Source organism: Thioclava sp. F28-4, assembly GCF_002020045.1.
GTDB lineage: Bacteria > Pseudomonadota > Alphaproteobacteria > Rhodobacterales > Rhodobacteraceae > Thioclava > Thioclava sediminum.
Genome location: NZ_MPZQ01000001.1, coordinates 570508 through 590388, shown reverse-complemented (window position 1 = coordinate 590388; position 19881 = coordinate 570508). Strand labels below are relative to the sequence as shown.

The 19881-nt window shown below is 64.9% G+C and carries 13 protein-coding genes; 5 read left to right on the top strand and 8 right to left on the bottom strand.

Annotated features, from left to right (window positions below):
• Positions 1-142 precede the first annotated feature (142 nt).
• The gene (locus tag BMI87_RS02590; RefSeq protein ID WP_078519593.1) at positions 143-3697 is read right to left on the bottom strand and encodes an efflux RND transporter permease subunit; all 3555 of its coding nucleotides are present in this window, start codon (positions 3695-3697) and stop codon (positions 143-145) included.
• Positions 3694-4872: an efflux RND transporter periplasmic adaptor subunit gene (locus tag BMI87_RS02585; protein ID WP_078519592.1), complete on the bottom strand. Its 1179-nt coding sequence runs from the start codon at positions 4870-4872 to the stop codon at positions 3694-3696. Before BMI87_RS02585 ends, BMI87_RS02590 begins: the two co-directional genes overlap by 4 nt.
• A 197-nt stretch (positions 4873-5069) precedes the next feature.
• On the opposite strand from BMI87_RS02585, the gene BMI87_RS02580 reads away from it, so the two are divergent.
• The 3 genes from BMI87_RS02580 to der all read left to right on the top strand — a co-directional run bounded on the left by BMI87_RS02580 (position 5070) and on the right by der (position 8707).
• Positions 5070-5747: a hypothetical protein gene (locus BMI87_RS02580; protein ID WP_078519591.1), complete on the top strand. Its 678-nt coding sequence runs from the start codon at positions 5070-5072 to the stop codon at positions 5745-5747.
• A gap of 73 nt (positions 5748-5820) precedes the next feature.
• Positions 5821-7143, top strand: a complete 1323-nt coding sequence (locus BMI87_RS02575; protein ID WP_078519590.1) for a PQQ-binding-like beta-propeller repeat protein — start codon at positions 5821-5823, stop codon at positions 7141-7143.
• Positions 7144-7192: 49 nt separating this feature from the next.
• A complete protein-coding gene (gene der, locus BMI87_RS02570) occupies positions 7193-8707 on the top strand; it encodes a ribosome biogenesis GTPase Der (protein ID WP_078519589.1) in 1515 nt (504 codons plus the stop codon).
• A gap of 84 nt (positions 8708-8791) precedes the next feature.
• On the opposite strand, the gene BMI87_RS22445 is transcribed toward der, so the two are convergent.
• Positions 8792-8965 carry a hypothetical protein gene (locus BMI87_RS22445; protein WP_158522071.1) on the bottom strand — a complete coding sequence of 58 codons (174 nt, stop codon included), beginning with the start codon at positions 8963-8965 and terminating at the stop codon, positions 8792-8794.
• 123 nt (positions 8966-9088) lie between these two features.
• A complete protein-coding gene (gene serS / locus BMI87_RS02560; protein WP_078519587.1) occupies positions 9089-10378 on the bottom strand; it encodes a serine--tRNA ligase in 1290 nt (429 codons plus the stop codon).
• A 199-nt stretch (positions 10379-10577) separates the two neighbouring features.
• Here serS and BMI87_RS02555 point away from each other — a divergent pair, with 199 nt between their 5' ends.
• Positions 10578-11567 carry an efflux RND transporter periplasmic adaptor subunit gene (locus BMI87_RS02555; RefSeq protein ID WP_078519586.1) on the top strand — a complete coding sequence of 330 codons (990 nt, stop codon included), beginning with the start codon at positions 10578-10580 and terminating at the stop codon, positions 11565-11567.
• Complete coding sequence (locus BMI87_RS02550) at positions 11557-14814, top strand: efflux RND transporter permease subunit (RefSeq protein ID WP_078519585.1); 3258 nt, start codon at positions 11557-11559, stop codon at positions 14812-14814. The genes BMI87_RS02555 and BMI87_RS02550 overlap by 11 nt, the downstream gene beginning before the upstream one ends.
• Positions 14815-15005: 191 nt before the next feature.
• Here BMI87_RS02550 and BMI87_RS02545 read toward each other — a convergent pair whose 3' ends face one another.
• From BMI87_RS02545 to BMI87_RS02530, 4 genes are all read right to left on the bottom strand, one after another.
• Positions 15006-15767 (bottom strand): ABC transporter permease, encoded by a 762-nt coding sequence (locus BMI87_RS02545; RefSeq protein ID WP_078519584.1) that lies wholly within the window; start codon positions 15765-15767, stop codon positions 15006-15008.
• On the bottom strand, positions 15767-16555 hold the full coding sequence (locus BMI87_RS02540; RefSeq protein ID WP_078519583.1) for an ABC transporter ATP-binding protein: 789 nt from the start codon (positions 16553-16555) through the stop codon (positions 15767-15769). The genes BMI87_RS02545 and BMI87_RS02540 overlap by 1 nt, the downstream gene beginning before the upstream one ends.
• A gap of 73 nt (positions 16556-16628) precedes the next feature.
• On the bottom strand, positions 16629-17642 hold the full coding sequence (locus BMI87_RS02535) for an ABC transporter substrate-binding protein (RefSeq protein WP_078519582.1): 1014 nt from the start codon (positions 17640-17642) through the stop codon (positions 16629-16631).
• Between the two features lie 174 nt (positions 17643-17816).
• Positions 17817-19733, bottom strand: coding sequence for a 5'-nucleotidase C-terminal domain-containing protein (locus tag BMI87_RS02530; protein WP_078519581.1), 1917 nt, complete (start codon positions 19731-19733; stop codon positions 17817-17819).
• Between the last annotated feature and the right edge of the window lie 148 nt (positions 19734-19881).

Here is a 19881-nt window from a genome sequence, read left to right as displayed (position 1 = left end):
TGGGCGCGCCCATCCCTGCGAGGCTTGGCGCTTTATCTCGAAAGCCCGCAGGTCGGTCGTGCCTGCTCCGACATCGCCAATGTGCCCTCCCGGGGGAGGGTCGGGCGCGGCCCGGGCTAGCCGCCCGGGCATTTTCGCAGCTTCACTCCGCCGCGTCGGGCCGTGTCACCAGATGCGGCTTCACGCCGCCTTCGGGTTCGCCGTCCTCCCAGATGATCTCGCGGCCACGCATCTTGCGCATCGCACGCTCCAGCGCGAGGTCGCGCGCGGCCCGGCTGTCGATGCCCTGCATAAGTGCCGAAAGCGCCTTGGTCCCGCGATAGGCGCCGGTGTTGAACCAGACCCGGATCGCCAGCAGCGCGGGCGTCAGCACCAGCGTCAGCACGGTCGCGGTGCCAAGGCCGAACACCACCGCCGTCGCCAGTTGCTTCCACCAGAGCGCCGTCGGGCTGTCGATCGAATAGCCGCCATTGAAGAAATCGAGCGACAGGCCGAACATCATCGGCGCGAGCCCTGCCATCGTGGTGATCGTGGTCAGCAGCACGGGGCGCAGGCGGGCCTCGGCGGTACGGATGATCGCCTCGAGCTCGGGCATGTAGCGCGAGAATTCCTGATAGGTGTCGATCAGGATGATGTTATTGTTCACCACGATCCCCGCCAGCGCGACGATGCCCACGCCGGTCATGATGATCGAGAATTGCTGGCCCATCACCAGCATCCCTATCAGCACGCCTGCCGTGGACAGTACGACCGCCAGCAGCACCAGCACTGAATTGTAGAAGCTGTTGAACTGCGCGAGCAGGATCACGAACATCAGCGCCAGAGCCCCGCCGAAAGCGGTCATCAGGAAGTCCTGGCTCTCGTTTTGCTCGACCAGATCGCCGGACCATTCGTAGCTGACGCCGGGGGGCAGCGCGGCCTCGGTATCGAGCCACTCTCCCAGTGCCGCGATCCGCTCGTTGCCGGTGATCGGCTGGCCGTCGTCATTGGTGAGGCCTTCTTCGACCCCCGCCTTGATGTCGTAATAGCGGGTCTGGTCGATCCGGTCGATCTGGCCCAGCTTGGGGGCGGGCGTGCGGGTGATGAAATTCGCGAGCGGCACCAGCCCCTCGGAGGTGCGCAGCTTCAGCGTGTCGAGGGTCGAGAGAACCCGGTCTTCCTCGGGCAGGCGCACGCGGATCTCGATCTCCTCGTCAGATGAGGGCACGCGCATCGTGTCGAGCAGGATGCCGCGCGTCACCAGCTGCACCATCCCGCCCACCGTCGCCACATCCGCGCCGAAACGGCCCGCGCGGGTCACGTCCACGTCGATCACCCAGTCGATGCCGGGCAGGGGGCGGGTGTCCTCGATCGCGGTGACGCCCTTCATCTCCGCCATATGCGCCTCGACCTGCCGCACGGCCTTGTCGAGCGCTGCGAAATCGTCGCCCTCGAGGCGGAGCTGGATCGGCTTGCCGGAGGACGGCCCGCGATCCTGCGCGAGATATTCGGACTGGATGCCGGGGATCGTGGCGATCTTTGCCATGATCTTCTCCATCACCACATCGCCATCGAGCGCCGGGTCGTCCTTGCGCTCGGCCCAGGGGATCATCTCGACCTGAATCTGACCGATCGTGTCGCGCGGCGCGCTGGCCCCGCCATTGTTCTGGTTCAGCCCGCCTTCGCCCGCGAAGGAGAAGACCGCGCCCACGCCGGGCGTGCCGATCACCATGTTTTCGGCTTCCTGCAGCAGCGCGTCCTTCTCGGTCAGCGAGAGGTTGCCGCGGCCCCGGATATAGACGATCGCCTGTTCCACCTCGCTATCGGTGAAGAACTGGGTGCCGTTATTGTTCTTGCCGTAATAGCCGAAGGTCATGACGACGCCGGTCACGATCCCCGCGACCACGATCAGCGGCATGATCGGATTGCCCGCGATGGCGGCGGTGAAATAGCCGAAGGGGCGGCGGCGATAGCCCGCCTCGATGGGCTTCGGTTTGCCTTGGGGCTTGGCCGCCGTGAAGGTGATCGAGCTGAGCAGCGTAGCTATCACGAAGAGGATCACGCCGGGCAGCGAGGCCAGCAGATTGCCCGAAGCGGTATGCGTGCCCGTAAAGAAGGCCGGGTTGAGCGTCAGGAGCGCGCCGAGGAAGACGAGTCCGGCCGAGGCTACGGCCAGCAGCAGGCGCAGCGCGTAAGGCCAGCCTTTGATGACGCGCGCGCCCATGTCGAGACGACGGCTCATCCGGCCCGCGACGCCGCCCACGACGGGCAGGTAGATCAGCGCCACGACCAGCGAGGCCGAGAGCACGAAGATGATCGTGACCGGCAGCATCCCCATGAACTCGCCCGGCACGCCCGGCCAGAACAGCATCGGCAGGAAGGCGCAGAGCGTGGTTGCGGTGGAAGAGACGACCGGCCAGAACATGCGCTTCGCGGCTTCGGTGTAGGCGGCCATCGGGCCGGAGCCTTCGGAAATCCGCTTATCGGCATATTCCACCACCACGATCGCGCCATCGACCAGCATCCCCACCGCGAGGATCAGACCGAACATCACGATATTCGAGATCGGCACGCCCATCGCGCCCAGCAGCAGGAAGGTCAGCAGGAAGGAGGTCGGGATCGCGAAGCCCACCAGCAGCGCCGAGCGCGTGCCCAGCGTCGCCAGCACCACGATCATCACCAGCGCGATCGCGGTCAGCACCGAGCCTTCGAGCTGGCTCACCATCGCGCCCACGGTTTTGGATTGATCGAGCGAGATGCCCACATCGACCGCGCGCTGCAGCGGCTCGGGCCATTTGCTCTCGGTCTCGGCCACCGTCTTTCGCAGCAGGTCCACCGTGTCGATGACGTTGTAGCCTTTGCGCTTGACGATCTGCAGCGCCACCGTTGGCTCGCCGTTGAAGCGCGCGGTGCCGGTGCGGTCCTCGAAAGTCAGGCGGATATCGGCCAGATCGCCAAGCGTCACGACGCTCTCGCCGTTCTTCTTCACCGGCAGCGCATAGACATCCTGCGCGGTTTCGAAGGTCGCGGGGATCTTCACTGAGAACGCGCCGCCATCGGTCTCGACTTCGCCTGCCGCGATCAGTTGGTTATTGGCTTGCACGACATTGATCAGCTCGGGCGCGGTGACGTTATAGGCCTCGAGCTTGAGCGGATCGATCACGACTTCCAGCATCTCGTCACGCTGGCCCGCGATCTGGGCTTCCAGCACCGGCTCCAGCCCCTCGACCTCGTCCTGCAATTCGCGGGCGAGCTTTTGCAGGGTGCGCTCGGGCGCGTTGCCCGAAAGCGTCACCACGACGATCGGGAATTCGGAGAAATTGATCTCGTTGATCGAATATTTCTCGGCTCCGTCGGGGAATTTGCCCTCGGCGGTGTTCATCGCATCGCGCACATCGGCGATGATCTTCGTCTTATCCCAGCCGAAGTCGAATTCGAGCATCAGGCCCGCGTAATTCTCCTTCGCGATGCCGGTCATCTTGTCCAGCCCGTCGAGCCCGGCCAGTTCGGTCTCCATCGGCTTGACCAGCAGCTTCTCGGAATCGGTGGCCGAGATGCCGGGGAAGGGGACCGAGATGAACAGCATCGGGATCTCGATATCCGGCTCGCCCTCCTTGGGCAGGCTCAGATAGGCGGTCAGCCCCGCGAGGATCGAGATCGCCACGAAGGCGATCACCATCCGCGCGCGCGCTGCGGCCCAATCGACGATGCCGGTCATTGCGCGGCCCCGTCAGTGGCGTCTGCGGCACCGCTATCGGTTTGCGGGGCGGGCGTCATGGGGGCAGGCGTATCTTGGGCCGCATCGCCCGGCGCGTGATCGACGAGGGTCACGGCCACGGGCGAGCCCTCGGTGACGTAATCCTGTCCGACCACGATCACCGTCGCGCTCTCCGGCAGGCCCGCCAGCCAGACGCCCTCCGGCGTATCGCGCAGGAAGTCGACCGGGGCGAAACGGGCCACGCCGTCCACCGCGAGCCGCACGCCCAGCTTGCCCTGATCGTTCAGCGTCATCGCGGAGGCGGGCAGGAAATGGGCCTTTGTCCCATCGGCGGCGATGATCATCTCGACCGTCTGCCCTTCGCGGATCGAATGGTCGCCATTGGGCGCTTGGGCCTCGATGCGGAAGGTGCGCGTGGCGGCATCCGCCGATTGCGAGACGAAGGTGACCTTGCCCATCACCTCGCGCCCGGTCGCAAGCCGTGCGCCGACCATCGCGCCGGTCTTGACCCGGTCGATCTCGGTCTCAGGGACGTAGCCCACCAGCTTGATCGGATCGAGCTGGATCACGGTGGCGCAAAGCCCGCCCGCCGAGAGAAGCGAGCCCAGTTCGGCGGTGTCTTCCTCGATCATACCGGCGAAGGGCGCGGTGATCTCGAGCCGCGCCAGTTCCGTCTGCGCGGCCCCGACGGCGGCGCTGGCCGCTTCGAGGGCCGATTGTGCCGAGGCGGTGGAGGTCTCCGACCGGTAGCCGCCCTCTTTCAGCTTCTCGGCGGCGGTGGCGTTGAGCCGCGCTTCCGCCAGCCGGGCCTGCGCTTCGGCCAGTGCGGCGGGCCGCGTGCCGGGATCGAGCTTGCACAGCAGTTGACCTTTTTCGACCTGCGCGCCCTTGCCGAGCGGTTCGGAAATCACCTTGCCGGTCGTCTCGGAGCGTACCTCCACGCGGCGCGCGGCCTCGGTCTGTCCGCGCGTCAGAACGCCCTGATCGAGCGGTTGCGCGGTCGAGACCATCGCCTGCACCGGCACGGCAGGGGTGCCGGTTTCCTCGACTTGTTGCGCTTGCTCGGCAGGCGTCGCGGCATCGCCGAGATAGCCCATCAAGCGGTCGCGCTCGAACACCAGAAGGTAGAGCGCGACAAGAACGAGGATCGCGTTAAGGATCGGGACCGGACGCATCGGCGGGCTCCTGTATGTGGGCACGGCGTCTCGCCAAAATGGGGACTGAACCGCAGCGTTCAACTTACCGAGAGCGGCGCGTGATCTCAAGGCTTGCATTCCGCCACGACCCGCGCGACCAGAGCGGTTCGTGCGGCCCTTGGCAGCGCCGGGGGAGCCGTGTAAGAGGGGCGCCAAAGCTACGAGGAGACCCGCGCGTGAGTGATACCGACAGTTTCATCGACGAAGTCACCGATGCCGTGCGTCAGGACAAGCTCTGGGCGGCGTTCAAGAAATGGGGCTGGATCGGCGCGGTAATCATCCTCGCGATCGTCGGCGGCACCGCTTGGAATGCGTGGCAGAAGGAAAAGACCGAGGCCGATGCGCGCGCCTTTGGCGATCAGGTAATGGCGGCCGTGAACGGTGACGCCACCAGCGCCGACCTCGCCAAGGTCACGCCCGACGGTCCCGGCCGCGCCGCGGTTCTCAAGATCATGCAAGGCGACGCCGCGATCGAGGCGGGCAAGCCCGACGAGGCGATCAAGTTCTTCGACGCAGTCAGCGCCGAGCAGGGCCTGCCGCGCTCGATCAGCGATCTCGCGAAGCTCAAGGCGGTGATCGCGGCGGGCGACAAGATGGATGCGGCCAAGCGCGACGCGACGCTGCAGGAGCTGGCTACCCCCGGCGCGCCCTACCGCCTTCTGGCGATGGAGCAGCAGGCAGCCGCAGCCGTCGCGTCCGGCGACACGGACGGCGCGATCTCGATCGCCCAGCAAATTCTTCAGGACGCCGGCCTCACGCCGGGCTTGCAACAACGCGCGACAGAGTTGATTGTGGCGCTGGGTGGCGAAGTGCCGACCCAGCCGGGGCAGTCCGCTCCGGCACCGCAAGAGTAAAGGGTTGAACCGGCGCGCCTTTATCGGGCGTGCGGGCACTGCAAGAGAGCCGAGACAGGCAGGGGGAACGGGCGTGAAGCTGAGCAAGACGATCTGCGTGCTGAGTGTGGCGGCTTTCGTGGCAGGCTGTACCAAGGAAACGATCCTTCCCGGCGAGCGTCTCTCGCCCCGCGACGCGCTGCGCGCCGAAGAGGGGCTGCCGCTGGCCGACGCGCCGGCCCAGCAGTCGCTGCCGATCTCGCTGCCGCGTCAGGTGGGCAATGCCGAATGGCCGCAGCGGGCTGGCTCGGCGACCCATAGCCTGTTCAATGCGGCGCTCGGCAACGGCACGACGCCGGTCTGGTCCGCCGATATCGGTTCGGGCAATGCGCGCCGCTACCGCATCACCGCCGATCCGATCGTGGCAGGCGGCAAGATCTACACGCTCGACAGTCAGGCCCGCGTGACCGCGACCGCGACGAATGGCGGGCGCGTCTGGCAGACCGACATCACGCCTCCGGGCGACCGTCAGGGCGATGCTTCGGGCGGCGGCGTGGCTTATGCCAACGGCACGGTCTATGTGACCTCCGATTTCGCCGAGCTCGTCGCAATCGACGCAGCCACCGGCGGCATCAAGTGGCGGCAGTATTTCGACGCAGGCATCGGCGGTGCGCCGACCGTGAAGAACGGCGTGGTTTATGTGGTCGCGCGCGACTCTTCGGCTTGGGCGATCCGCGCCAGCGACGGCAAGGAAATCTGGCAAGTGCCGGGTGCGCCGTCGGCTTCGGGCATGACCGGCGTCTCCTCGCCTGCCGTCACCGATCGCATGGTGATCTTCCCGTTCTCCTCGGGCTTCCTGAGCGGCGTCCTGCCGCAAAGCGGGATGCAGATGTGGAACTCCAAAGTGCCGGGCGCACGTCCGGGCGTGGGCTACGCCAATATCGTTGACCTGACCGGCGATCCGGTCGTGGTGGGCGATACCGTCTATGCGGGCTCCTCGGCGGGCAAGCTGGCGGCCTTCGACGTGAATTCCGGCGAGCGGATCTGGACCGCGACCGAAGGGGCCAACAGCCCCGTGCAGGTTGCGGGCGGCTCGATCTTCCTGGTCTCGGATCAGGGCAAGATCGTGCGTCTCGATTCCAAGACCGGCGATCAGATCTGGTCCAAGGACCTGCCGTACTACACCAAGGACAAGCCGAAGCGTCAGCGTGACATCGTCGCGAGCTACGGCCCGGTTCTCGCTGGCAACAAGCTGTTCGTCGCGTCTTCCGACGGCGTGCTGCGCGTCTTCAGCCCGATCGACGGCAGCCTGATCGGCCAGGCGAAGATCCCGGGCGGGGCTGCGACCGATCCGGTCGTGGCGGGGCGCACCCTCTACGTCGTCGGCGGCGATGGGAAACTGCACGCTTTTCAGTGAGCCCTTTAGGGTGTAAGGGGGCCGCTTACGACCGCCCAAGGAGGGCATCATGAGCTTTACCCTGGCCATCGTGGGCCGCCCGAATGTCGGAAAATCGACGCTGTTCAACCGGCTTGTCGGCAAGCGACTCGCGCTTGTCGATAACATGCCCGGCGTCACGCGCGACCTGCGCGAGGGCGACGCGCGTCTGGGCGATCTGCGTTTCATCGTGATCGACTCGGCCGGTCTGGAACTGGCCGAAGACGACAGCCTTCAGGGCCGGATGCGCCGCCTGACCGAGCGCGCCGTGGAAGAGGCCGATATCTGCCTCTTCATGATCGACGCGCGCGTGGGCGTGACGCCCGCCGACGAGATTTTCGCCGATATCCTGCGCAAGAAGAACGCCAACGTCATCCTCGCGGCCAATAAGGCCGAAGGGGCGGCAGGCGATGCGGGCGCGATGGAGGCCTGGAGCCTTGGTTTGGGCGAGCCGCTGCGGATTTCGGCCGAGCATGGCGAAGGTCTCGACGATCTCTACACCGCGCTGGTGCCGCTGGCCGATGAATTCGCCGAGCGCAACGCCGCGAACGCCCCCGTCACCGATATCGTGATCGAGGACGAGCTCGAGGAAGGCGACATCCCCGCCTACCAGCCGCCCTCCGCCACGAAGCCGCTGCAGCTTGCCGTGATCGGGCGCCCGAACGCGGGCAAGTCGACGCTGATCAACAAAATCCTCAACGAAGACCGCCTGCTGACCGGCCCCGAGGCCGGGATTACCCGCGATGCGATCTCGGTCACCGCCGATTTCATGGGTACGCCGATGCGAATCTGGGACACGGCGGGGATGCGCAAGAAGGCGCGGGTCACCGACAAGGTCGAGAAGCTGAGCGTGGCCGACGGTCTGCGCGCGGTGCGCTTCGCCGAAGTGGTCGTGGTGCTGCTCGACGTGAATATTCCGTTTGAAACCCAAGACTTGCGGATCGCCGATTTCGCCGAGACCGAGGGACGTGCGGTCGTGGTTGCCGCGAACAAATGGGACCTCGAAGAGGACAAACCCGAGAAGCTGAAGGAACTGCGCGAGGCGTTTGAGCGCCTGCTGCCGCAGCTGAAAGGTGCGCCGCTGGTGACCGTCTCGGCCAAGACCGGCAAGGGGCTCGACCGGCTGCACAATGCGATCCTGAAGGCCCATGAGGTCTGGAACCGCCGCGTGCCGACCGCGAAGCTGAACAACTGGCTGACCGCGATGACCGAGGCGCACCCGCCGCCTGCGCCCGGCGGCCGCCGGATCAAGCTGCGCTACATCACGCAGGCGAAAACCCGTCCGCCGGGCTTCGTGGTGAAATCCACCCATACCGACAAGATCCCGGAAAGCTACGAGCGCTATCTGGTTAACGGTCTGCGCGAGAGCTTCGACATGCCGGGAACGCCGATCCGCCTCTACATGCGCGATCAGGGCAAGACGAACCCCTATAAGGATCGCAAGAAGTCGATCCCGTCGCGCCTGAAAAAGCACGTCGATGCGAAAAAGCGCTCGGCCCACAAGGAATCGGCGCGTAAAGCGCGCGAGGCGAAGAAGGGCGAGTAAGTCTTTAATCCTAAAAGAAAACGCCCGCCGGAAGATGTCGAAATCTCCGGCGGGCGTTTTTCGTTTCAGCGAGGCCGACGCGCTTTACAGAAAGCCTAGCCGATCGAGGGCCGCTTGGGCGCGTGCGCGCTCTTCGGTCGAGTCCGAAAGCACGCTCGCATTGATCTCCGCCATCAGTTTCGACAGCGTCTTTTCCCGGCGCATCGCGATGATCTGCGCGGGGATCTGGTCCTCGCCGATCTCGAGAATGCGCCTCATCAAGACGCTATCCCGCTTGTGCGTGACTGTTACGGACATGTGCAGCTCTCCCGGCGACTCACTTCGAACACGGAAACGTTAACAACGTTCCCGGCCGGAGTCTTGCGTCGCCGGGTCGCAGTGTCAGGCCAGCTTGCCGTCGACCAGCCGGGTCTTGCCGCCGAGATAGGGGTGCAGGCAGGCGGGCAGGGTGACGGACCCATCCTCTTCCTGACCGTTCTCCAGAACCGCGATCAGGCAGCGTCCGACCGCGAGGCCCGAGCCGTTCAGCGTCGCGATGAATTCGGGCTTGCCGCCGCCTTCGGGCTTGTAGCGCCCGTTCATCCGGCGCGCTTGGAAGCTGCCGCAAGTCGAGACGGAGGAAATCTCGCGATAGGTGTTCTGACCCGGCAGCCAGACCTCGAGATCGTAGGTCTTCTGCGCGCCGAACCCCATGTCGCCGGTGCAAAGCACGATACGACGATAGGGCAGCTCCAGCGCCTCCAGCACCGCTTCGGCGCATTTGGTCATGCGCTCATGCTCGTCGATCGCGGTCTCGGGCGTGCAGAGCGTCACCATCTCGACCTTCTCGAACTGGTGCTGACGCAGCATTCCCGAGGTGTCCTTGCCCGCCGAGCCCGCTTCCGAGCGGAAGCAGTTGGTATGGGCGCACATGCGCTGGGGCAGGGCGGCAGCGTCCATGACCTCGCCATTGGCGTAGTTCGTCAGCGTCACCTCGGCGGTGGGAATCAGCCACCAGCCATTCGTCGTCTGATAGCTGTCCTCGGCGAATTTCGGGAGTTGCCCGGTGCCCATCATCGCCTCGTCGCGCACCAGTACGGGCGTGATGTTCTCGGACAGGTCATGCTTGTCGACATGCAGGTCTAGCATGAATTGCGCGAGCGCCCGGTGGACGCGCGCGACCCCGCCCTTGAGCACCACGAAACGCGAACCCGACAGCTTCGCCGCCGTCTCGAAATCCATCTCGCCACCCACCGCGGACAGCTCGAAATGCTCTTTCGGATCAAAGGCGAACTCGCGCGGGGTGCCCCAGCGGCTCACTTCGACATTCTCGTCCTCATCCGCGCCATCGGGCACATCGGCCAGCGGCAGGTTCGGGATCGTCATCAGCAGATCGCGCAGCTTGGCGTCGAGTTCGCCCGCCTCGGTCTGCATCTGCGCCACTTCGGCTTTCTTCTCGGTCACCAGTGCGCGCAGGCGCTCGAATTCGGCCTCGTCGCCCTTCGCCTTCGCGGCGCCGACTTGCTTCGACGCAGCGTTCTGATCGGCTTTCGCGGTCTCGGCGGCGTGGATCGCCGTGCGGCGCGCCTCGTCCATTGCGAGAATCTCGGGCGAGAGCGGCGAGAGCCCCCGCCGCGCCAGCTGCGCGTCGAATTCTTCGGGGTTTTCGCGGATTGCGCGGATATCGTGCATCTCACCATCTCCAAGACTGTTGCGGGAAAGGCTTTAGCGCATGAAAGTGAAAGCGAAAACCCCCGGCGATGCGGCCATGACACAGGTCAATGAATTCGAGCCTGTGGAGTGGTTGTATTCTGTCGGGCGAATACATATTCAATAACCGGAATATAAATTGCAGGCGCAGGGGCGCGCCGGTAAGGGAAGGGAACCCGAGATGACGTTGAAGCTTCTGCCGTTGGCATTCGCCGCGTTGATCCTGCCGGGAATCGCGTTGGCGCAGGACGGGGCGATTACGGTCGAACCGCAGGTCGTGACCGATTGGAAGTCTGTCTACGGGCAGGTCGAGGCAAAGAACACGATTGCGGCGCGTGCGCGGATTTCCGGCACGATCACCGCGCTTGACGTGACCGAGGGCGACGAGGTCAAGGCCGGTCAGGAGATCGGCAAGATCACCGACCAGACGCTCGATTATCAGATCGGCGCGGTCGATGCGCAGATCAACGCGCTCGAAGCGCAGCTGGAGAATGCCAAGACCGAGCTCAAGCGCGGGCAGGAATTGCAGGCGCGCGGTGTCTCGACCTCGCAGAATGTCGATCAGCTTCAGACGCAGGTGAATGTCTACGAGGGCCAGATCGCGGCGCAGAAAGCGCAGCGCAAGGTCTATGAACAGCAACAGGAATTCGGCACCGTGACCGCGCCGATCGACGGCAAGGTCGTGACGGTTCCGGTCACCAAGGATGCCGTCATCATGGGCGGCGAGACGATCGCGACGATCGGCGGCGGCGGGTTCTTCCTGCGCCTGTCGATCCCCGAGCGTCACGCCGACACGCTGCACATGGGCGACACGATCATGATCACCGATCCCGACGGCAAGGAAATCGAGGGCAAGCTGGCCAAGATCTACCCCGAGATCGAGGGCGGTCGGGTGCAGGCCGATGTCGAAGTGCCCGATCTGGATTCGCGCTTCGTCGGCGCACGGCTTCTGGTGAAGCTGCCGATGGGCGAGCGTGACGCGATTGTCATCCCGCAGGACTATGTCTTCAACCGCACCGGGCTCGATTTCGTCCGCGTGAAGGAAGCGGACGGCACCTATCTGCGCACGGTCGTGCCGGGCGTTAAGGTCAATATCGACGGCCAGGACATGGTCGAAGTTCTTACCGGTCTGAGCGCCGGCGACACGGTGGTGCCGAACGATGAGCAATAACCAAGGCACCGGGCCCGAGACGCCCGAAGACGACGAAATCCACGTCAAACTGGGAATAGCGGGGGGGCTCACGAAGTCCTTCATCCGCTCGGCGCTGACGCCGCTGATGATCCTCGCCGCGATCGCGGTGGGTCTGGTCGCGCTGATCTCGCTGCCGCGCGAAGAAGAGCCGCAGATTTCCGTGCCGATGGTGGATATCCACCTGCAGGCGCCGGGTCTGAAGGCGCAGGACGCGATGAAGCTGGTGACCGAGCCGATGGAAACCATCGTGCAGGGCATCAACGAGGTCGAGCACGTCTATTCGCGCACGCAGGACGATTATTCGCTGGTGATGGCGCGCTTCAAGGTCGGCACCTCATCGGATGCCGCGATCCTGCGCGTGCATGAAAAAGTCCGCGCGAATATGGACAAGATCCCGAAGGGTATCCCCGATCCGGTGATCGTGGGTCGCGGGATCGACGATGTCGCGATCGTCTCGCTGACGCTGACCGGCAAGGACGGCGCGCAGGTGGACAGCGACGAGCTGACCCGTGTCGCGCGCGAATTGCAGACCGAGGTCACGAAGATCCAGAACGTCGGCCTGACCTATCTGGTGGGAGACGCCACGAGCGAGATCCGCATCGAGCCCGAGCCCGACAAGCTCGCGCTCTACGGCGTGACGCTGCAGCAACTCTCGAACAAGGTCACGCAGGCGAACCGCGCCTTCAACACCGGCAATATCCGCCATGAGGGCAAGCAGATCAGCCTGTCAGCGGGCGAGACGCTGACCGCGCCTTCCGAGATCGCGGGCCTTCTGCTGACCACGCGCGACAACCGCCCCGTCTATGTGGCCGATGTCGCGAAGGTCTCCTATGTGCCGGACGCCTCGGACCATATCGTCTCCAATGTGCAGCGCGACGCCAATGGCGAGATCGAGCGCTCGCCTGCCGTGACGTTGGCCATCGCGAAGCGCGCGGGGTCCAACGCCGTGGTCGTGGCCGAGCATATCCTCGACCGCGTGCACGAGCTGCACGGCCAGCTGATCCCCGACAATGTCGAGGTGAAGGTCACCCGCGACTATGGCGAGACCGCGAACGAGAAGGCCAACGAGCTGCTGTTCCACCTTGGCCTCGCGACGGTCTCGATCGTGGGCCTCGTGCTGGTTGCGATCGGCTGGCGCGAATCCATCGTGGTTGCGGTCGTCATTCCGGTGACGATCCTGCTGACGCTGTTTGCGGCCTATATCATGGGCTTCACGCTGAACCGGGTGTCGCTCTTCGCGCTGATCTTCGCGATCGGTATTCTCGTCGATGACGCCATCGTGGTGATCGAGAATATCGCGCGACACTGGGCGATGAAGACGCCCGGAAGTCGTGTGACCAAGGCGATCGAGGCCGTGGCCGAGGTGGGCAACCCCACCATCGTAGCCACCCTGACCGTTGTGGCCGCGTTGCTGCCGATGCTCTTCGTGTCGGGGCTGATGGGGCCCTACATGTCGCCCATTCCGGCGGTCGCCTCGGCGGCTATGATCTTCTCCTTCTTCGTGGCGGTGATTATCACCCCGTGGCTGATGGTGAAGGTCGCGGGCAAGGCGCAGCTGCATGGCCATCACGGCGATGACGACGCCTATGGCGGCGAACATGCGGGCGGCAAGCTCGGGCGGATGTACAGCGCTGTGGCGCGTCCGATCCTGAAGACCAAAGGCCGCTCGGGTCTGTTCCTGCTGGTCGTGTCGGTGCTGTCCTTCGGCTCGCTGGGGCTGCTTTATACCAAACATGTCACGGTGAAGCTGCTGCCCTTCGACAACAAATCCGAACTCTCGGTCGTGGTCGATATGCCTGCGGGCACTTCGGTCGAGGGCACGGATGCGGTCGCTCAGCAAGTGGCCGAGATCGTGACCAAACTGCCCGAGGTGCTCTCGGTGCAGACCCATGCGGGCACCTCCGCGCCGTTCAACTTCAATGGGCTCGTGCGCCACTACTACCTGCGCGCGCAACCCAATCAGGGCGATGTCGAGCTTCAGCTCGCGCCGAAAGGGGAACGGGACCGCACCAGCCACGAGATCGCGCTGGAGATCCGCGACAAGATCAAGGCGATCAAGCTGCCCGAAGGCGCGAGCCTGAAGACGGTCGAACCGCCGCCCGGTCCGCCGGTGATCGCGACGCTTCTGGCCGAGGTCTATGGCCCGACGCCCGAGATGCGCCGTGACGCGGCCCGCCGGATCGAGGATGCGTTCAAGCAGGTGCCCTATATCGTCGACGTGGATAACAGCTTCGGCATCCAGCCCGACAAGCTGCGCGCCACGGTCAATTCCGACGATCTGGAGTTCTACTCGGTCTCCGAAGGCGATGTCTGGGACACGCTGGGGATGCTGAACGGTTCGACCACGGTGGGCTATTCCCATCGCGGGCAGGAGCGCCAGCCGATCCCGATCGTGATGGAGCGCTCGAAGTCGAACAAGGTGATGAACGAGGAAACGCTCTCGACGCCGATCCCGGCCAATGTCCTGCCCGGCGCGCGCGGCGTGGTGGAGCTTGGCGACGTGGTCAGCGTCGACAAGGAGAAGGCGTCCTATCCGATCTTCCGCCATAACGGGCGCGAGGCCGAGATGGTCACCGCAGAGCTCGCCGGAAAGTTCGAGGCGCCGCTCTACGGGATGCTCGCCGTCGACGATGCGATCAACAACATGGACTGGCCCAAGGGCGAGAAACCGGTCGTGTCGCTGCATGGCCAGCCGCAGGACGAAAGCCATGTGACGCTTCTGTGGGACGGCGAATGGGAGGTGACCTGGGTGACCTTCCGCGACATGGGCGCGGCCTTCGCCGTGGCGCTTCTGGGGATCTACATCCTCGTCGTCGCGCAGTTCGGCTCGTTCCGCCTGCCGCTGGTGATCCTGACCCCGGTGCCGCTGACCTTCCTCGGGATCATGCTCGGCCACTGGATCTTCCACGCGCCGTTCTCGGCCACGTCGATGATCGGTTTCATCGCGCTGGCGGGGATCATCGTGCGCAACTCGATCCTGCTGGTGGACTTCATCCGCCACGGCAGTCACGAGGGCAAATCGCCGACCGAGGTGCTGATCGAGGCAGGGGCCATCCGCTTCAAGCCGATCCTGCTGACCGCGATCGCAGCGATGATCGGTGCCGTGGTGATCCTGGCCGACCCGATCTTCCAGGGGCTCGCGATCTCGCTGCTGTTCGGTCTGCTCAGCTCGACCCTGCTGACCGTGCTCGTGATCCCGGCGATCTACCGGATCTTCAAGACCTGATCCGGTCTCCGACCTGAAACGCGAAACCGCCCGCACGTCTCTCTCGTGCGGGCGGTTTTTCTTTATCGGATCGCGGAGCGGCCCCCCCTTCGCCTTGGCGAAAATATCCCGGGGGTGAGGGCGCAGCCCGAGGGGGCAGAGCCCCCTCCCTGTTAAGTTTTGTCGCCCTCCGGCGACGGGGGCAGAGCCCCTTAACCCGGTTGCCGCTCAGCCCAGCCTGCGAAGATCTTCTCCAGCGCGACGACGGCGTAATAGAGCAGGATGCCCAGGAAGGCCAAGGCGATCAGCACCGCGAACATCAGCGGGTAATCCCCGTTGGTCTGACCCGACAGGAACAGCGCGCCGAGGCCTTTGCCATGGGGCGAGATGATCTCGACGAGGTTGGTGCCGATGAAGGCCAGCGTCACCGAGACCTTCAGCGCGCCGAAGAATTCGGGCAGGGTTTTCGGCAGGGCGATCTTGCGGAAGATGGTGAATTTCGAGGCCCCCAGCGCGCCCAGAATATCGCGATATTCCGGCTCCAGCGTCGACAGGCCGATCCCCACCGAGACCGCGATCGGGAAGAAGGAGATCATGAAGGCCATCAGCACGGTGTTGAAGTCATGCGCGCCGATGAAGAGAAGCGCGAGCACCGGCACCACGGTCGCTTTCGGCACCGCGTTGAAGCCCACCAGAAGCGGATAGAGCGCATCGCGCGCGGTGCGCGAAAAGCCCATCACCATCCCGAGGAACGTCCCGAAGACGATCGAGATCGCAAGACCTGCTACCGTCCGCCACAGCGTCTGCCAGCTATCGATCAGGAACAGGTTCCAGTAGCGCATATAGGCGGCGGGCAGGTCCGAGGGCGAGGCCATGACGTAATTCGGCCAGCCATTCGCCCAGACGATGAATTCCCAGATCGCGAGGAAGGCGATGATCGACAGGATCGGGGTGAGGATTTTCTTGAAGTCCATCAATGCATCTCCTCGTCGCGGCCCTGAGCGATCCGGATCTGGTCGCGCAGCAAATGCAGCATGTCGACGGCTTTCGGCTCGTAGAGAATGTCGATCGTGCGATCCTTCGGCAGGTCCACATCCAGCACATATTGCGTATGTGCCGGGCGGCCCGAGAGCACGATGACCTGATCGCCGAGGAACACGCTCTCGCGCAGGTCATGGGTGATCAGAACGGCGGTGAAGGGCTCGGCGGCGCGCAGGTCGCGCATCGTCTGCCACAGATCCTCGCGGGTGAAATTGTCGAGCGCGCCGAAGGGTTCGTCCATGATCAGGACATCCGGCTTATGCACGATGGCGCGGCAGAGCGAGGCGCGCTGCCGCATCCCGCCGGACAGCTCGGAGGGGCGCTTGGTCTCGAACCCCTTCAGGCCCACCATCTCCAGCAGATGCTCGGCGCGCACGAGCTTCTCGGATTTTGCCATGCTCGGAGCCACGATCTCCAAGGGCAGCATGACGTTCTCGATGATCGAGCGCCATTCCAGCATCACCGGGTTCTGGAACGCCATGCCAACGGTCTTGCGCGGGCTGGTGACCTTCTCGCCATGCAGCCAGACCTCGCCCTGATCGGGCTTCATCAGCCCCGCCACCAGACGGGTGAGGGTGGATTTCCCGCAGCCCGACGGGCCGACCACGGCGCAGAACTCGCCCTGCGGTACGCGGATGTCGAGATGGTCGAGCACGGGCAGGGGGCCATGCTTGGTTTGATAGGCGTGGGTCACGCCGCGAATGTCGATGAGGTTTTCCATGAGGGTCCGGCGCGAGAAGGCAGAGAAAAGGGGCGGGCGCGTCTGTGGCGCCCGCCCCCGAGACGGTGACGGATCAGTCGATCTTCAGCTCTGCCGCGTCGGGCAGGTATTCGCTGTCGAAATAGAGCGCCGCGTCAGGCGTGTTCTGGAACTCGTAGACGGTCTTCGTCTGCTCGATTGCGGTGGCCATACGGTCCGCGTCGATCCCGCCCATGCCGTTTTCCTTGACGTAGTCGGTCAGCACATTGGCATCGATCGCCATCTGCAGGCGCTCGGTCTCCAGATCCTTGTCGGCGGCGGGGTTGCGCTTGAGAAGCGCGTCCACGGCCTTGCCCGGATCGGCGACAGCGGCTTTCCAGCCTTCGGCGGTCGCTTTGATAAAGCCCGTGATCTCTTCGGGATGGGCCTTCGCGTAATCGGTGTTCACGATGATCGCGTTGCCGTAAAGCGCCACGCCGTAATCGGCCATCAGCAGGATCGACTGGTCATCCATGCCGACGCCGAGGCGCTTGAGGTTGAGCGTCGAGGAGAAGGAGAAGCCGGTGACCGCATCGACCTTGCCCTCGGCCAGCATCGGCTCGCGCGTGGGGAAGCCGACGGGCTCGACCTTGATCTTGTCCATGTCGAGGCCGGTCTCCTTGGCGAAGATCGGGAATTGCGCCCATGCGCCATCCGGCGGCGGCGCGCCCAGCACCTTGCCTTCGAGGTCTTTGGGCTCGTTCACCCCCTGCGACTTGCGGCCGACCACGGCGAAGGGCGGCTTGTCATAGACCATCATCACGGCGGTGACGGGTGCGCCGGGGTTCTGATCGAGGAATTTCATCAGCGAGTTGATATCGGCGAAGCCCACCGGGTAGGCGCCGGTCGCCACTTTCGGAATCGCGTCGAGCGAGCCCTTGCCCTCTGCGATCTCGACGTCGAGCCCGGCCTCGCCGTAATAGCCTTCGTCCACGGCGAGGAAATAGGGCGCCGAGGGGCCTTCGAATTTCCAGTCCAGCGCGAAAGGCATCTTGGTTTCGGCCTGAGCCAGCGTGGCCGAGAGGCCGAGCGCGAGCGCCGCGAAAAGCCCCGGTTTGATGTGCAGCATGATATCCCTCACTTCGTTAATCCGTTTTCGCACCGATCCTGACCGGCGGCGCGCGGGGGTAAACTCAAACCGCGCGCGCCATGCGAACAGGCGGGGCGCTCACGGTTCCGTGATTAAGTTTTGGGCGGGGTGCTGTAAGAATGCAAGAAAATTAGGCGCGGCATCGGCGGGCGCTCAGAGCGAAATCTCCAGGGGCAGAAACCCATTCGCGTCGACCGGTCCGGAAGACGCGCGCAGCCCCGCCTGTTCCAGTTCGCAGAGATAGGCCGCGGCGCCGGGACCCGTATGGTAGAGCGCACGTGCGCCGGGCAGCGGAGAAAACCGCCAGATCGGTGGGGCGTCGAGATGCAGCGGCCCCACCTGCGCGTCGATCTCTTCGAGCAGCAGATCGCGCACCAGCACCGGCTCCGGATCGATTGGAACGGGACGGCCCCGCCGCTTGAAGCCGCCGCCGCCCGACAGGCGGAAATCATTGCTGACGACGATGAAGCGGTCGCTGTTGCTGATCCGGGCGCCCTCATGACGCAGGTCGCGGATGCGGCCGGGCGCGGCGGGCCGCAGGCTGCCATCAGGGCGGAAACGCGGGGGTTGAGAGAGGTCGATCTCGTAGGTGATCCCCGAGATCACGTCGAAATGGTAGCTCGCGAAGGTGAGGTCGCAAAGCATCCGAAACTGCCCGTCGGGATGCTGTTGATTGTAGATCGAGGCCGCCTGTTCGAGCCAGTCGCGCAGCTCCGCGCCGTTCAGCTCCACCGCGCCTACGGTATTGTTGAACAGGTAGATATCATCGACATGGCTCATCCGCAGCGGGCCGGGGGGGATGTCGATGAAATGGGCAGACCCCGCCGCGCCGCCCGATTTGAAGCTCGACGCGGCCCCGAGGAGGGGCAAGTCTGCCTCGGGGCGACCGGCGAGCCGTTCGCGGGCATAACGCCGCTTCGCCGCACTGATCAGCGCGAGCGTCCGGTCCGGTGCAATTTGTGTGAAATAGCTGTGCAGCGGGTCAGCAGTGGTGCCGATGGGACGGCGGATGTGATCGAGCGTGCGGCGATGGGCAGGCTCGGAGGCGGCAAGCACCGCCGCGCTGTCCGGCCCGGCCTCCTGCTGCGCCGGGCGCAGTTCCGCCCGATGCGCCGCGAGTTTCCAGCCGTCCTGAGTCTGCTCCAGCACGAGGTCGAGAACGCCCAGATGTGTTCCGCGCGCGCCCGCATTGAGCGCGGGCTTGCCGTGAAGCGTGCCGAGAACGGGGTCGATCCCCGCGAAGGCCGGCCGTGTGGCGTCGGGAAATCCGTGATGGTCATGCCCGGCCAGCACGACGTCGACCCCGTCGAGCCGCGCGACCGCAAGCGCCGCCCGTTCGGCAGAGTTTTCGGGGTCTTGCGATGCCTCGTCCCCCGGCGGCAGCGGCGAAATCCCGGTATGGGCGAGGGCGATCACGAGATCGGCGCCCGAGGCGCGGATCAATTGCAGCTGAGCCTCCGTCGCCTCCAGGAGCGAAGAGGTCGAAAGCTCGGCCCCGGGCCGGGTCTCGAGCCAGGCGAGGCTGGGGGGCGGCAGCACGCCGATCACCGCGATGCGCAGGGTCCGCTCGATGCCGTGACTGTCGAGCAGGTTGCGTTCGAGCATCGCCCAGGGCCGGATCGGCGTGCCGATGGAGGCGCGCAGATTGGCGCAGAGCGTGGGAAATTTCGCCGCCTCCAACGCTTGGACGAGCGGCCCGATCCCGAAATCGAACTCATGATTGCCAAGCGCCGCCGCGTCGTAGCCCAGAGCGTTCATCGCCGCGATCATCGGATTTTCGCCGTCGTGGCTGCCTGCGATCTTGCATGGCTCGCTCCAGAGCTGCGTCAACGGCGTGCCCTGAAGGAAATCGCCGCAATCGAACAGAAGGCAGTTCGGGGCTTCGCTGCGCGCTTGCGCGATTTCCGAGGCCAGCGCTGCCAATCCTCTGCGCGGGGCGGGGCGATCGTTGAAGTAATCGTATCCTCGAGCTTGACCATGCAAATCGGTCGTCTCGAGAAGCCTCAGCGCGAGTGTGACGCGCTGATCCGAAAACTGGCCGGGCCAATCCCGGTCAGACAGTTTTCCCATATGATCCCCTTGGCCCGAAATTGACCTTTTATCGTTGTAATGCCGCCTTTTGGCGGTCGCGTGTCCCCACACGCAACCTAGAGTAGAGGTCGGTCATTTGCCAAGTTTTAAATTGACGTAACGTACTTGCGAGGTAAGGCGGGTGGCG

Bases quoted from the DNA above. Each gene is read 5' to 3' on its own strand.
- BMI87_RS02590 (WP_078519593.1), bottom strand. From the start codon at position 3,697: ATGACCGGCATCGTCGATTGGGCCGCAGCGCGCGCGCGGATGGTGATC.
- BMI87_RS02585 (WP_078519592.1), bottom strand. From the start codon at position 4,872: ATGCGTCCGGTCCCGATCCTTAACGCGATCCTCGTTCTTGTCGCGCTC.
- der (WP_078519589.1), top strand. From the start codon at position 7,193: ATGAGCTTTACCCTGGCCATCGTGGGCCGCCCGAATGTCGGAAAATCG.
- BMI87_RS22445 (WP_158522071.1), bottom strand. From the start codon at position 8,965: ATGAGGCGCATTCTCGAGATCGGCGAGGACCAGATCCCCGCGCAGATC.
- serS (WP_078519587.1), bottom strand. From the start codon at position 10,378: ATGCACGATATCCGCGCAATCCGCGAAAACCCCGAAGAATTCGACGCG.
- BMI87_RS02555 (WP_078519586.1), top strand. From the start codon at position 10,578: ATGACGTTGAAGCTTCTGCCGTTGGCATTCGCCGCGTTGATCCTGCCG.
- BMI87_RS02550 (WP_078519585.1), top strand. From the start codon at position 11,557: ATGAGCAATAACCAAGGCACCGGGCCCGAGACGCCCGAAGACGACGAA.
- BMI87_RS02545 (WP_078519584.1), bottom strand. From the start codon at position 15,767: ATGGACTTCAAGAAAATCCTCACCCCGATCCTGTCGATCATCGCCTTC.
- BMI87_RS02540 (WP_078519583.1), bottom strand. From the start codon at position 16,555: ATGGAAAACCTCATCGACATTCGCGGCGTGACCCACGCCTATCAAACC.
- BMI87_RS02535 (WP_078519582.1), bottom strand. From the start codon at position 17,642: ATGCTGCACATCAAACCGGGGCTTTTCGCGGCGCTCGCGCTCGGCCTC.
- BMI87_RS02530 (WP_078519581.1), bottom strand. From the start codon at position 19,733: ATGGGAAAACTGTCTGACCGGGATTGGCCCGGCCAGTTTTCGGATCAG.